This window comes from Embleya sp. NPDC001921 (genome assembly GCF_053594475.1).
This window is the reverse complement of the sequence record NZ_JBSFEO010000029.1, coordinates 81,158-94,154: the sequence shown is the minus strand read 5'-3', so window position 1 is coordinate 94,154 and position 12,997 is coordinate 81,158. Positions and strand designations below refer to the sequence as shown.

At 72.8% G+C, this 12,997-nt stretch carries 14 protein-coding genes; 12 read left to right on the top strand and 2 right to left on the bottom strand.

Features of this window, described 5'->3' with window-relative positions; genetic code table 11:
- Positions 1-6 precede the first annotated feature (6 nt).
- A complete protein-coding gene (locus ACWCPW_RS30280) occupies positions 7-552 on the top strand; it encodes an RNA polymerase sigma factor (RefSeq protein WP_449764746.1) in 546 nt (181 codons plus the stop codon).
- A complete protein-coding gene (locus ACWCPW_RS30275; protein WP_449764745.1) occupies positions 549-1,130 on the top strand; it encodes a hypothetical protein in 582 nt (193 codons plus the stop codon). Before ACWCPW_RS30280 ends, ACWCPW_RS30275 begins: the two co-directional genes overlap by 4 nt.
- Before the next feature lie 130 nt (positions 1,131-1,260).
- On the opposite strand, the gene ACWCPW_RS30270 is transcribed toward ACWCPW_RS30275, so the two are convergent.
- On the bottom strand, positions 1,261-1,632 hold the full coding sequence (locus ACWCPW_RS30270; RefSeq protein WP_449764744.1) for a hypothetical protein: 372 nt from the start codon (positions 1,630-1,632) through the stop codon (positions 1,261-1,263).
- Between the two features lie 264 nt (positions 1,633-1,896).
- Here ACWCPW_RS30270 and rsmD point away from each other — a divergent pair, with 264 nt between their 5' ends.
- The 8 genes from rsmD (at position 1,897) to ACWCPW_RS30230 (ending at position 7,492) form a co-directional block, all read left to right on the top strand.
- Positions 1,897-2,466 carry a 16S rRNA (guanine(966)-N(2))-methyltransferase RsmD gene (rsmD, locus tag ACWCPW_RS30265; RefSeq protein WP_449764743.1) on the top strand — a complete coding sequence of 190 codons (570 nt, stop codon included), beginning with the start codon at positions 1,897-1,899 and terminating at the stop codon, positions 2,464-2,466.
- A gap of 60 nt (positions 2,467-2,526) precedes the next feature.
- Positions 2,527-3,009 (top strand): pantetheine-phosphate adenylyltransferase, encoded by a 483-nt coding sequence (gene coaD / locus ACWCPW_RS30260; RefSeq protein ID WP_449764742.1) that lies wholly within the window; start codon positions 2,527-2,529, stop codon positions 3,007-3,009.
- A gap of 108 nt (positions 3,010-3,117) precedes the next feature.
- Positions 3,118-4,038 carry a cell division initiation protein gene (locus ACWCPW_RS30255; protein WP_449764741.1) on the top strand — a complete coding sequence of 307 codons (921 nt, stop codon included), beginning with the start codon at positions 3,118-3,120 and terminating at the stop codon, positions 4,036-4,038.
- A gap of 304 nt (positions 4,039-4,342) precedes the next feature.
- Positions 4,343-4,858 carry a YceD family protein gene (locus ACWCPW_RS30250; RefSeq protein WP_449764740.1) on the top strand — a complete coding sequence of 172 codons (516 nt, stop codon included), beginning with the start codon at positions 4,343-4,345 and terminating at the stop codon, positions 4,856-4,858.
- A gap of 2 nt (positions 4,859-4,860) precedes the next feature.
- Positions 4,861-5,034 (top strand): 50S ribosomal protein L32, encoded by a 174-nt coding sequence (gene rpmF / locus ACWCPW_RS30245; protein WP_026218805.1) that lies wholly within the window; start codon positions 4,861-4,863, stop codon positions 5,032-5,034.
- A gap of 8 nt (positions 5,035-5,042) precedes the next feature.
- Complete coding sequence (rnc, locus tag ACWCPW_RS30240) at positions 5,043-5,786, top strand: ribonuclease III (protein ID WP_395872626.1); 744 nt, start codon at positions 5,043-5,045, stop codon at positions 5,784-5,786.
- 198 nt (positions 5,787-5,984) lie between these two features.
- Positions 5,985-6,863 carry a bifunctional DNA-formamidopyrimidine glycosylase/DNA-(apurinic or apyrimidinic site) lyase gene (mutM, locus tag ACWCPW_RS30235; RefSeq protein WP_449764739.1) on the top strand — a complete coding sequence of 293 codons (879 nt, stop codon included), beginning with the start codon at positions 5,985-5,987 and terminating at the stop codon, positions 6,861-6,863.
- Positions 6,864-6,889: 26 nt separating this feature from the next.
- Positions 6,890-7,492 (top strand): hypothetical protein, encoded by a 603-nt coding sequence (locus tag ACWCPW_RS30230; RefSeq protein WP_449764738.1) that lies wholly within the window; start codon positions 6,890-6,892, stop codon positions 7,490-7,492.
- 64 nt (positions 7,493-7,556) lie between these two features.
- On the opposite strand, the gene ACWCPW_RS30225 is transcribed toward ACWCPW_RS30230, so the two are convergent.
- Positions 7,557-8,387 carry a CAP domain-containing protein gene (locus ACWCPW_RS30225; protein WP_449764737.1) on the bottom strand — a complete coding sequence of 277 codons (831 nt, stop codon included), beginning with the start codon at positions 8,385-8,387 and terminating at the stop codon, positions 7,557-7,559.
- Between the two features lie 352 nt (positions 8,388-8,739).
- On the opposite strand from ACWCPW_RS30225, the gene ACWCPW_RS30220 reads away from it, so the two are divergent.
- Positions 8,740-8,949 (top strand): hypothetical protein, encoded by a 210-nt coding sequence (locus tag ACWCPW_RS30220; protein WP_395872634.1) that lies wholly within the window; start codon positions 8,740-8,742, stop codon positions 8,947-8,949.
- A gap of 362 nt (positions 8,950-9,311) precedes the next feature.
- Positions 9,312-12,968, top strand: coding sequence for a chromosome segregation protein SMC (gene smc / locus ACWCPW_RS30215; RefSeq protein ID WP_449764736.1), 3,657 nt, complete (start codon positions 9,312-9,314; stop codon positions 12,966-12,968).
- Positions 12,969-12,997: the final 29 nt, after the last annotated feature.

Here is a 12,997-nt window from a genome sequence, read left to right as displayed (position 1 = left end):
GGGCCCATGGACGCACGTACGGGGGACGAGGGCTTCGACGCGCTCTTCTGCGGGTTGCTCCCTCGGTTGTATCGGCGGGCCGTGCTGCTCGCCGGCGAGGGCAGCGCCGAGGACGCGGTGCACGAGACGTACCTCAAGCTGGCCCGCAGACCCGACCGCCTGCTCGGCCATCCCGAGCCCTACGCCTATGCCTTCCGGGCCCTGGTGAGCGTCACCCGCGACATATGGCGCGTGCGCAGCCGCCAGGTCCTGCTGCCCGAACCGCCCGAGCCGGGGGAGCGGGCCCGCTCCGCCGCCGACCCGATCGCCCGGCGCGAGGCCGAGTGGGAGGCCGTGCGGATGCTCGGCTCGCTGCCCGCCAAGCAGGCCGCGGCGGTGCTGCTGGTCGACCTGGACGGATACACGATCGATCAGGCCGCCGAGATCCTCGGCGTGCACCGGGGGACGGTGTCCCGCTCGCGCGAGCGCGCCCTGGCCCGGCTGCGCGCCGGCCTCGGCGGGCCCACCGGCCGGTTCCGCCGCCGGGATCGACACGAAGGAGTCACCCGGTGAACCCCTCGCCTCCCGACCTCGACGACCCGGACGACGCGGTCCACGAACTGCGCACCCGGCTGCGCGACGCGGAGGCCGCCTGTGTCGAACCGCCCGGCCTCGCGGTCCGGGTGCTGCGCCGGCCGGCCCCGCGGTCGAGATGGCGCGGCACCTTCGCGATCGCGCTCGCCGCCGTGCTCGTACCGGCCGTGGTCGGGTTCAGCGCCTTCCTGGTCGGTCGGCACGACGCGAGCGACCCGCCCGCCCCCAAGCCGCCCGCGGCGCGCGCGGCGAGTGTGCAGAGCGAGGTCCACAACTCCGAGGTGCCGTGCCGGGCGCTGCGCACGCTCGAGTGTTCGATGGGCGTGTTCAAGGAGCCGAGGTTGTCCTCGCGCACGGCCGACCTCGCGGATCGGGTGTGGCACGGCGACCGGCTGCTCCTGGTCTGCCTGCTCACCGACGGCCCGCGGGTCACCGACGAGACCGGCATCGCCTCCCGGCACTGGTACCGGGTGGTGGTGCTGGGCACCAACGCCGAGGGCTGGCTGCCCGGCGTCCGCACCCGCAACGAGACCGAGGTACCGGATTGCGCGCGCTGACCGGGGAGCGCGGCCGGGACCCCGGGGGGACCGGGGCCGTCCGGTCCGCGCCGCCGCGCCGGCGCGGACACGTGGTCGGGGGACGGGACGATCTCCGTCCCCCGACCACGTGGGCTCATCGGCACATCGGTCAGCAGTGGTACATGCCCGGCATCGGGTCCTGCGGCGTGAAGACGCGCTGCGCGGGCAGGAAGCCGTGCCCGCCGTCGTCGCCGTCGGTGTAGTACCAGATGTCGTTGCCGCCCGAGTGCGGGTCGCCGGAGGTCCAGCAGCTGAAGTAGCTGTAGGTGGTGTTCAGCCGGCTGACCACGGGTGCCCAAAAGTACGGCTCCGAGCGCAGGTCGCTCGCGCCGTTGGCGCAGTGCAGGGTGCCGTTGCTGTCGACGTAGCAGTTCGCGGCGGCGGTGTGCGGCGCGGCGGTCTCGGCGACCGCCGGGGCCATGCCGGTCGCGGCCAGCGCGGCGCCGGCGACGACCGTGGCGAGGAAGGTGCGGAGCTTCATCGGATCTCCCGGAACGGGTGGGAATCGGGTGGGGTCGGTGCCTGGACGGCGATCGGTGTCGCCGGTGCACGACGGTGGCGCCCCCGCCGTGCACACCCCCCATACGATCGAGTGGCCCCGCGTGTATGACACGTCGCGCAAAGTGCCCGGGCCCGGATTTCGCCCACCTCGGCCAGTCGATAGCGTGGGCGTCATGCAGGACACGTACGCGCAGGCCGGTCCGCTCGGCACCGGCGAGCCCGCCCAGAACCCGCGAGGGCACGCATGACCCGGGTGATCGCCGGGGCGGCGGGCGGTCGACGACTGACCACACCGCCGGGCGAGGGCACCCGGCCGACCTCGGACCGGGCCCGCGAGGGACTGTTCTCCACCCTCCAGTCGCTGCGCGGCAACCTGCACGGCGCGCGGGTGCTCGACCTGTTCGCGGGCTCCGGCGCGGTCGGCCTGGAGGCGCTGTCCCGGGGTGCGGCGCGGGTGCTCCTGGTCGAGTCCGACGCCCGCGCGGCGGGCACGATCCGGGCGAACATCCGCCTCGTCGCGCTGCCCGGCGCGGAACTGCGCCCGGCCCGCGCGGAGAAGACCGCCGCCGTGCCCTGCCCGGACGAGCCGTACGACGTGGTCTTCCTCGATCCGCCGTACGCGGTCACCGACGAGGACGTGCGCGCGCTGCTCGGCGCGCTGGCCGCGCACGGCTGGCTGGCCGAGGAGGCGCTGATCGTGGTCGAACGTGCCACGCGTGGGGGGCCATTCGCGTGGCCCGCCGAATTCGCCGAGATCAGATCCCGTCGCTACGGCGAGGGAACGCTCTGGTACGGTCGCGCCGCGCAAGCCTGATCAGGCGGGCGGGCCATCGGGTCCGGACCCGTCGGCACCCGATTTCGAGGGGAACCTCCGTTGCGTCGAGTCGTCTGCCCCGGTTCGTTCGACCCGGTCACCAACGGTCATCTGGACATCATCGGAAGGGCCTCGAGCCTGTACGACGAGGTCTACGTGGCGATCGGCTTCAATCGTGCCAAGCGCTCCGGCCTGTTCACCATCGAGGAGCGCATCGAGATGCTCCACGAGGTGGTCGAGCAGTACAAGAACGTCAAGGTCGAGGCGTTCGAGGGGTTGCTGGTCAACTTCTGTCGGGAACGCGGGATCCCGGCGATCATCAAGGGTCTGCGCGCGGTCACCGACTTCGACTACGAGTTGCAGATGGCGCAGATGAACTACGGTCTTACCGAGGTGGAGACGTTGTTCGTGGCGACGAACCCCCTCTACAGCTTTCTGTCGTCGAGTCTCATCAAAGAGGTCGCGACGTACGGAGGCGACGTGTCCGGCCTGGTGCCGGAGACGGTGCTACGTCGGCTCACCGAGCGGCTCGCGCAGGGCTGACGGGGCACGTGCCTCGTCGCCGGGCCGACCGCTCGCGGCGAGTCGGTCCGTCACGCGATGCCGGCGAACACGACGGCTACCGTCGGTTTGAGGAGAGAGAGCAAGCCCGTGGACGTGCAGCCCAAGCTCGATGAACTGATCGCACTGGTCGAGAACGCCCGCTCGATGCCGATGTCGGCGTCGTGCGTGGTCAACCGTGCGGACGTGGTGGCCCGGCTCGAGGAACTCAAGAACCTGCTGCCCGCGGAGTTCGACCACGCGCGACGGGTGCTCGGCGACCGCGAGTCGGTCATCGAGGAGGGCCGCCGCGAGGCCGAGCGGGTGCTGGCCACCGCGCGCGAGGAGCGCGGCTCGCTGATCGCCGACACCGAGGTGGCCCGCGAGGCGTACGGCGAGGCCGACCGGATCCTGTCCGAGGCCCGCCGCGAGGCCCAGCGCATCCGCGAGGAGGCCGACGACTACGTCGACCAGAAGCTGGCCAACTTCGAGGTCGTGCTCACCAAGACGCTCGGCGCGATCGGCCGAGGCCGGGACAAGATGCGCGGTCGCCGTCCGTCCGACGAGCTCGGCGAGTACATGCAGGCGCAGGAGTTGGCCGACGCGCAGGCCAAGGGCCGGCCGGGCAGCCTCCAGGCGCAGCTCGACGGGCACGAGGAGACGTTCGCCGCGCAGCCCGCGCAGCCCGACTACCCGGCCGCGCCGCCCGCCGCGCCGACCGTGCCCGCGCAGGCCGGCCCCTATGGTGGTCAGCACGGATACGGCCAGGACGCCTACGGGCAGCCCGCCTACGCGCAGGGCGCCGGCCCGGACGCCGGATACGCCGGCGGCTACGAGGGCCAGTACGACATGCCGCAGTACGACCAGCACGGGCAGCAGCAGCCGTACGCCGCGCAGCACGACCCGGCGAGCACGGGGCAGCAGCAGGCCTACGACCCGCAGGCCCAGTACGCGCAGTCGCTGGACGAGACCAGCTTCTTCGACACGAGTCTGATCGACGTCCGCCAGTTCCAGCAGGACGGCGGTCGCTAGCGCTCCGGTCGGTCGCGGCGCCCGGTCGCGGCGCCCGGCCGGTCCGGGCGTCGCGGGAATCGCCGCTCGATCGTCCCGCTCGAATGGCCCCGTTTGGGGCCTGGCGCGCGGGCTGCGATACTCTTACGGACCGACCCTGCCCGAGGCGTGTTTTTCGCGTGCCCCGAGGGTCGGCACCCTGACCATTCGAGCCCCCCGTCATCCCGGGGGGTGGCACTGCATGAGGTAGGACGTCCTGGACCGCTTGGATCACCGCAAACCACTCGTCGTCGACACACGCGAGCTGGGGCGTCGGCCTGGATCCATGCTGAAGGTGTCCCGCTCCGTGCCGGCCCCGAAGGACATGGGTGTGGCAGACGTGATCGGCGCGCCCGAAGGTGCCCCCATCCAGCTGGGTATCCGGCTGGAAGCGGTCATGGAGGGTGTGCTGGTCACCGGCATCGCGCAGATGCCGCTGACCGGTGAGTGCGTCCGGTGCCTGGAACCGCTCGAGCGTGAGCTCACGGTGCGTTTCCAGGAGCTGTACGTCTACCCGGACGCGGACGCCGACGAGGACGCCTTCCGGCTCACGGACGACTTGTTCGACCTGGAGCCGGTGCTGCGGGACGCGACGGTGCTCGCACTGCCGCTCTCGCCGCTGTGCCGGGAGGACTGCCCGGGTCTGTGCTCCGAATGCGGAGCGCTGCTCGCGGAGGACCCCGACCACAGTCACGAGCTCGCCGATCCCCGGTGGGCGAAGTTGACCAACATCTTCGACGGACCTTCCGCCGAAGCCGACGTTGACGGCGCGTCCAGCGCCGACGAGAACCAGGAGAAGTAGCCGTGGCTGTTCCGAAGCGGAAGATGTCGCGCAGCAACACCCGGCACCGCCGGAGCCAGTGGAAGGCCACTGCCGCCAACCTGGTGACCTGCGAGCGCTGCCGTGAGCCGAAGCTGTCGCACATCGCGTGCCCGAGCTGCGGCACCTACAACCGCCGCCAGGTCCTCGACGTCTGATCAGGCCGGTGGTCGTTCCGGTGACGGAATCACTCGCGCAATACGCGGATCTGGAAGGGCGGCTGGGCTGGTCGCTCGACGCCGCCCTTCTGGAACGCGCCCTCACCCATCGCTCGTACGCGTACGAGCACGGCGGGCTCCCGACCAACGAGCGCCTGGAATTCCTGGGCGACTCGGTGCTCGGCCTCGTCGTCACCGACACGCTGTACCGCAGGCACCCCGACCTGCCCGAGGGCCAGCTCGCGAAGTTGCGGGCCGCGGTCGTCAATTCGCGCGCCCTCGCGGGCGTCAGTCGACGACTGGACCTGGGCGCCTTCATCCGGCTCGGCCGAGGTGAAGTGGGCACGGGTGGGCGAGACAAGTCCTCGATCCTCGCGGACACGCTCGAAGCCATCCTCGGTGCGGTGTACCTGGACCAGGGTCTCGACGCGGCGACCGAGCTGATCCACCGGTTGTTCGATCCGCTGATCGAGCAGTCGGCGAATCTCGGCGCGGGCCTGGACTGGAAGACCAGCCTCCAGGAGCAGACCGCCGCGGCGGGTATCGGAGTCCCCGAGTACGTGGTCTCCGAGACCGGTCCCGACCACGAGAAGACCTTCACCGCCCTCGCCCGGGTCGCGGGTGTCGACTACGGCACCGGTGTCGGGCGGAGCAAGAAGGAGGCGGAGCAGCAGGCCGCCGAAAGCGCTTGGCACTCGATCCGCGCCAAGTACGGAGACGGTTCCGGCACGCCTCCGGCCGCCACCGCGTAGTCTCCGAGCCAATGCCTGCCGATAGGTAAGTTCGAACCGGTCGCCGACCTCACGGTCGCCCGGCACGATCTCACCTACCGGCAGGCATTTTCGCGTTCTCGGATCCGGCCCCGGCCGGCGTCCGGGTCGCCTCCCGTGCGTTCGTGTTCTCTCCAGTCGTGTCGTCTCCGGTTGTGCCGTCCCCAGGGGGAGTGCAAGGTGCCCGAACTGCCCGAGGTCGAGGTCGTCCGTCGCGGACTGGAGAAGTGGGTGGTGGGTCGCACCATCGCGCACGTCGAGGTCACCCACGAGCGGGCCGTCCGGCGCCACTTGGCGGGCCTGGTGGACTTCGCCGACGCGCTCGCCGGCGCCCGGGTGCACGCCGCCCGCCGTCGCGGGAAGTACCTGTGGCTGCCGCTGGTGGCGCCCGGTGCCGAGGAGCCCGAGGACGCGCTGCTCGCACACCTGGGCATGAGCGGCCAGCTCCTGGTCCAGGCGCCCGAGGCACCCAGGGAGAAGCACCTGCACGTGCGGTTCGCCTTCACCGACGGCGGGCTCGAGTTGCGCTTCGTCGACCAGCGCACGTTCGGCGGGCTCGCGGTCGAGCGCGGCGGTGCCGAACTGCCGCCCTCGATGGCGCACATCGCCCGCGATCCGCTGGATCCGCTGTTCGACGACGCGCTCTTCCACGCGGCGCTGCGCCGGCGCAACACCGAGGTCAAACGCGCGCTCCTGGACCAGACCCTGGTCAGCGGGATCGGCAACATCTACGCCGACGAGGCGCTGTGGCGCTCCCGGCTGCACGGTGCCCGGCAGACCGGGAAGCTCACCCTCGCGCAGACCACGCTGCTGCTCACGTCCGCGCGGGACGTGATGACCGACGCGTTGGCCGCGGGCGGCACCTCGTTCGACAGCCTGTACGTCAACGTGAACGGCGAGAGCGGCTACTTCTCGCGCGGCCTGGACGCCTACGGCCGCGAGGGCGAGCCGTGCAACCGGTGCGCGACGCCGATCCGGCGGATCTCGTTCATGAATCGCAGCAGTTACTTCTGTCCGGCCTGTCAGCGGACGCCACGCAAGGCGACGGCCGGGGCGTAGGCGCCGGAACCCAGGGAGCGCGTGTCATGGGATTCAACGGGGACATCGTCGTCGTGCGTGGGGCGCGGCCGTTGTCCGAGTTCGCGCCGCATGTGGACACGGCGGCGCACCCGGCCCGGACGATGTGGGAGTCGTCGGACGGCTGGACCGCGACCCACGTGCGGCACGAGGACGACCCGTACGCCTTCGAGCGGCCGTGGCTTGAGGCGTTGGCGGCCAAGGCGGACTCGCCGGTGTTGGTGTGCTGGGTCTTCGAGACGCACGTGGCGCACGTCCAGGGGGTGAGCGAGGCGGGCACGTGGGAGGCGTGGCTGAATCCGGGCGAGGCGGCGGCGCATCTGGCGATGGGCCGACTCGAGGTGGAGGCGGCCCGGGCCGGCGCGGAGGTCTTCGACGACGACGGCGAGCTGCGTCGGCCCGAGCGCTATGCCCGACTGCGCGACGAGGTGGGCGAGGTGCTGGACCGGGCCCGCCCCAAGGTGGTCGCGGCGGCGGTGCGCTGGGCGCGGGCGGCGGGTCGGGCGGCCGGTGAAGGGGCGGTCGACCTCGTGCTCGCCCGCAACCAGGGCGAATCCGGGTTGTACGTGTTCGGCCTGCTCGCGGACCGGCTCGGGGTGGGGCCGCGCTGAGGCGCTCGGCCGGCTCGGCTCACGCCGAGGCCCGGGCCGGGTCCGCCCGGGCCGGGCGCTCGGTTCAGCGGCCGAACTCCTGGGTCCACCAGGGGCCGTTGGCACCTTCCTTGATGCCGACCCCGAGCTTGGTCAGACCGCAGTCGAGGATGTTGCGGCGGTGGCCGGGACTGTTCATCCAGGCGCGCATCACGGCGTCGGCGGTCTTCTGGCCGCGCGCTATGTTCTCCGCGCCCAGGTAGCTCACGCCGGCCTTCTCGGCGCGGTCCCACGGGGTCAGCCCCTCGGGCGTGTTGTGGTCGAAGTAGTCGCGGGCGGCCATGTCGGCGCTGTGCGCACGGGCCAGCGCGACCAGCTTGGCGTCGTTCTTGACCGGACCGCAGCCCGCGCTCGCCCGCTCCTCGTTGACCGCCGCGAGCACCTTGTCCTCGGGGCCGCTCGACGGGGTCGGCGTGCTCGTGCTCGGGGTGGCGGCGGGCTTGCTCGGCGAGGCGGTCGCGCTCGGGGTGCCGGCCGCGCTCGTGGTCGGCGCGCTCGGCACCGCGCTCGCGGAGGACGTGGCGTCGGCGCTCGCGGTGGGCAGCGCGGTGCGGCCGGTGGTCGCCGCACCCGGGAGCAGGCTTCGGGACGCCTCGTCGCCGGTGCGGTCGGCCCCGGCGGCGCCCGACGGGCCGGACCCGTCGGCGCCGTGCCCGGGCAACGGCCCGTCGGCACCGGCGACCCGGCTGCCGGAGGACTCGCCCGCGCGGTCCGAGACGACCAGACCGGCCACCGTCCCGCCGAGCGCGAGGAGGGCCAACAGGGCGAGCAGAGGAGCGACGCGTCGACGTCGGGCCCTCGCGCGTCGTCGACGCGGGCGGGCCGGGGTCGAGGAGGTGCGGCTGTGCCGGGCCATGGAGGGTTGAGTCACCTTCCGGCAGGGGATATCAGTTCACCCGAACGGGTGTCGTGCCGGAGTGACTCTAGGGCACGGCCGTCCGGAGTTGGCGGACAACCGGAATCTTCTTGACGGTGGAGGTCGAAAGATGATCTCGTACACCCAGCACGACAGCCGTCACCCCAGTCCGCGGTCGAACCGCGTTTGATCGGGTGAAGGTCTCGTTATCGTGCCGTTATGATATTGACCTCCTGCGTTTTTGGTGCGACGCTGGAAGCCCGCGCACCCTATCAGGAGCCTTGCGGCCGGGTGCCACATTTAGACCCGCGAATCTGCGTGGTCATTCATTTTCAGCGTGGAGGACCCTCTCATGGCGAAGGCGCTTCTCGGTTACGTCGGTGGCCCCGATCCCCGACTGCTCGCCGAGAATCGACGGCTCCAGCAGCGTGTTCGTGACCTGGAAACGGAACTTGTCCGTGCCCAGGAGCGTAACGACGCGCTCAACGCCGCCGCTTCGGACGAGCTGCTTGCCGGCTTCGACGTCTCCGCGGCGGCGGAACCCGCGCTTTCGCGAGCGTAGGTCCGCGCAAGCGATAACCAGGGACGCCGGAAGGCGTCCCTTTGTCGTTTCCGCAGTGGTTCCGAACCGCAGTGGGTGCCCGAACCACCCGATCCGAGAACCCGGTTGCCTTTGCGAACCCGGTTTTCCCCGGTTTTCGGAGCGTTGCCGCTCTCCCGTGAGTCCCGCGCGACCCCTGCGGCGCGCGCCACGATCCGCGCGCCCGGTACCTCGGTCTTCCCCCTGTGCCCGTCCCCGCCATGCCCCCTTGCGCCCACCCACTCGCTTCCAGCGGTTGATACCCCCATCCGGGGCACCCGACACGCCGTCGGAGGGACCGACCGGACGAATCGCCCGAGCACCCCCGACTACTCTTTCGTCGCGTGCACCTGAAGAGTCTGACACTGCGTGGCTTCAAGTCCTTCGCGTCGGCGACGACGCTGCGCTTCGAGCCCGGGATCACGTGCGTCGTCGGGCCCAACGGCTCCGGCAAGTCGAACGTGGTCGACGCGTTGTCGTGGGTGATGGGCGAGCAGGGCGCCAAGACGTTGCGCGGCGGCAAGATGGAGGACGTCATCTTCGCCGGCACCGCCGGCCGACCGCCGCTCGGGCGCGCCGAGGTGAGTCTGACCATCGACAACGCGGACGGCGCGCTGCCCATCGACTACTCCGAAGTGACCATCACCCGACGGATGTTCCGCAACGGCGGATCCGAGTACGAGATCAACGGCAGCACCTGTCGTCTGCTGGACATCCAGGAACTGCTCTCCGACTCGGGTATCGGCCGGGAGATGCACGTGATCGTCGGCCAGGGGCGGCTCGACTCGGTGCTCCAGGCCGATCCGGCCGGCCGGCGGGCGTTCATCGAGGAGGCCGCGGGCGTACTCAAGCACCGCAAGCGCAAGGAGAAGGCGCTGCGGAAACTGGACGCGATGCAGGCCAACCTGAACCGGGTGCAGGACCTGACCAACGAGCTGCGCAGGCAGCTCAAGCCGCTCGGGCGGCAGGCCCAGGTGGCCCGGCGGGCGGCGGCGATCCAGGCGGATCTGCGGGACGCGCGGCTGCGGCTGCTCGCCGACGACCTGGTGACGCTCGAGCGAGCGCTGGCCGAGGAGGTCGCGGACGAGGCCGCGTTGCGCGAGCGGCGGACCGCCGTGGAGCGCGAACTCGGGGCGGTCCAGGTGCGCGAGGCGCATCTGGAGGCCGAGATGCGGTCGATGGCGCCGCGGCTGGCCCGGGCGCAGGAGACCTGGTACGCGCTGTCCGCGCAGGCCGAACGGGTGCGCGGGACGGCGGGGCTGGCGCGGCAGCGGGTCAGGCACGCGACCTCGGCGCCCGCCGACGAGCGGCGCGGGCGCGACCCGGAGGAGATGGAGCGCGAGGCGGAGCGGATCCGCGAGCAGGAGGCGGAACTCGCCGCCGCGCTCGAGTCCGCGCAGGTCGAGCTGGCCGAGACGGTGGAGCGGCGCGGCGAGTTGGAGCGCGCCCTGGTCGAGGAGGAGCGCCGGCTCAAGGAGGTCGCCCGGGCGCTGGCGGACCGCCGCGAGGGGTTGGCCCGGCTGGTCGGCCGGGTCGGCGCCGCGCGCAGCCGGGTGGCCGCGGCGGAGGCCGAGATCGGTCGGCTTGTCGGCTCCCGGGACGAGGCACACGAGCGCGCGGCCGCCGCGCAGGAGGAGTACGAGCTGCTCCGGCTCGGGGTCGAGGGCGCTCCGGAGGACGGCGCGGGGTCCGGACTCGCCGCGATCGAGGCCCGGTTGGGCACGGCCGAGGAGGCGCTGGCCGAGGCCGAGGAAGCGCTGACGGCCACCCGCGACGCGGAGAAGGAGGCCGAGCGGGAGCGCTCGGCGGTCACCGCGCGCAAGGAGGCGCTGGAGTTGGGGCTTCGGCGCAAGGACGGTACGGGCGCGCTGCTCGCGGCGGGGGACCGGCTGTCCGGCGTGCTGGGCACCGTGGCCGCGCTGGTCACCGTCGAGCACGGCGCCGAGCAGGCGGTCGCGGCGGCCCTGGGCGCGGCCTCGGACGCGATCGCGGTGACCGGCGTGCAGCCGGCCGTGGAGGCGTTGCGGCTGCTGCGCAAGGACGACGCGGGCCGGGCCGCGTTGCTGCTCGGCGGGGTCGCGGCGGCGGGGCCGGCGGCCGGTGGGTCGGCGCGGTGGCCGGCGCTGCCGGCGGGCGCGGTGTACGCGGCGGGTCTGGTGTCCGTACCCGAGCAGTTGCGCGGCGCGGTGGCCGGGCTGCTCGATCGGGTCGCGGTGGTGGAGGATCTCGCCGCCGCCGCGGACCTGGTGCGGGCGCTGCCCGGGGTGCGGGCGGTCACCCGGGCGGGCGATCTGGTCGGCGAGGGTTTCGCGCACGGCGGGTCGGCGAGCGCGCCGAGCCTGCTGGAGGTGCAGGCGGCGGTGGACGAGGCGGCCGAGCGGCTGGCCGAACTGACCGAGCGGTGCGCGCGGCTGACGGACGCGCTGGCCGACGCGGTGGCTGCCCGGCGCGAGGCGGCCGGCGCGGTCGAGCGGATCACGGCACAACGGCGCGAGGCGGAGCACAAGGCCGCGGCGGCGGCACAGCAGTTGGGCCGGCTCGGCGGCCAGGCCCGGGCGGCGGCCGGCGAGGCGGAGCGGCTGGCGGGCGCGGTGGCCGCGGCCGAGGCGGCGCGGGCCCAGGAGGAGCTCGAGGCCGAGGAACTGTCGGCGCGGCTGGAGGCGGCCGAGGAGTACAACGCGGCCGAGGGTGACCAGGAGCCGGACACCGCCGAGCGGGACCGGCTCGCGGGCGGTGCGAGCGCCGCGCGGCAGGCCGAGATGGAGGCCCGGCTCGCGGTGCGCACGCACGAGGAGCGGGTGCGCTCGCTTGCCGGGCGGGCCGACGCGCTGGACCGGGGCGCGCGGGCCGAGCGCGAGGCGCGGGCGAGCGCCGCCCGGCGGCGGGAGCGGATGGCGGTGGAGGCGCGGGTCGCGGGCGCGGTGCTCGCGGGCACGGAGGTACTGCTGCGCCACGTCGAGGCCTCGTTGGCGCGCGCCGGGGCGGAGCGTGACGCGGCGGAGGGCGCCCGGGCCGCGCACGAGGCGGAGCTGGCCCGCGAGCGCGGCAGGTCCCGCGCGTTCGCCGCCGAGTTGGAGAAGCTGACCGACTCGGTGCACCGCGACGAGATGCTGCGGGCGGAGAAGCGGCTGCGGGTCGAGCAGTTGGAGGCCAGGTCCCTGGAGGAGCACGGGATCGAGGCCGAGGGCCTGTTGGCCGAGTACGGCCCGGACCAACCCGTGCCGCCGTCGCCGCCGGCCGAGGGCGAGGAGCGCGACCCCGACTCGCCCGAGGCGCTGCCGCGGCCCTACGTCCGGGCCGAGCAGGAGAAGCGGCTGCGCGCCGCGGAGAAGGCGCACGTGCAACTGGGCAAGGTGAACCCGCTCGCGTTGGAGGAGTTCGCCGCCCTGGAGGAGCGGCACAACTTCCTGGCCGAACAGTTGGAGGATCTGAAGAACACCCGCCGCGACCTGATGACCGTGGTCAAGGAGGTGGACGAGCGGGTCGAGCAGGTCTTCACGGCGGCGTACCACGACACCGCGCGCGAGTTCGTGGGCGTGTTCGCCCGGCTGTTCCCCGGCGGCGAGGGTCGGCTGATCCTGACCGATCCGGACGACATGCTGAGCACCGGCATCGAGGTGGAGGCCCGGCCACCGGGCAAGAAGGTCAAGCGGCTGTCGCTGCTCTCCGGCGGCGAGCGCTCGCTGACCGCGGTGGCCCTGCTGGTGGCGATCTTCAAGGCCCGGCCCAGCCCGTTCTACGTGATGGACGAGGTCGAGGCGGCGCTGGACGACATGAACCTCCAGCGGCTGATCGGGATCTTCGCGGAGCTGCGGGAGAGTTCGCAGCTCATCGTGATCACCCACCAGAAGCGCACGATGGAGGTCGCCGACGCGCTGTACGGCGTCTCGATGCGCGGCGACGGGGTGACCACGGTGATCAGCCAGCGGCTGCGGCAGGAGGACCGGCGGGTCGCGTCCGAGCACGCGGAGCCGATGAGCGGGGTCGTCGCGGGCGGCTGAACACGAACGGCGGCCACACCCCGGTCGAG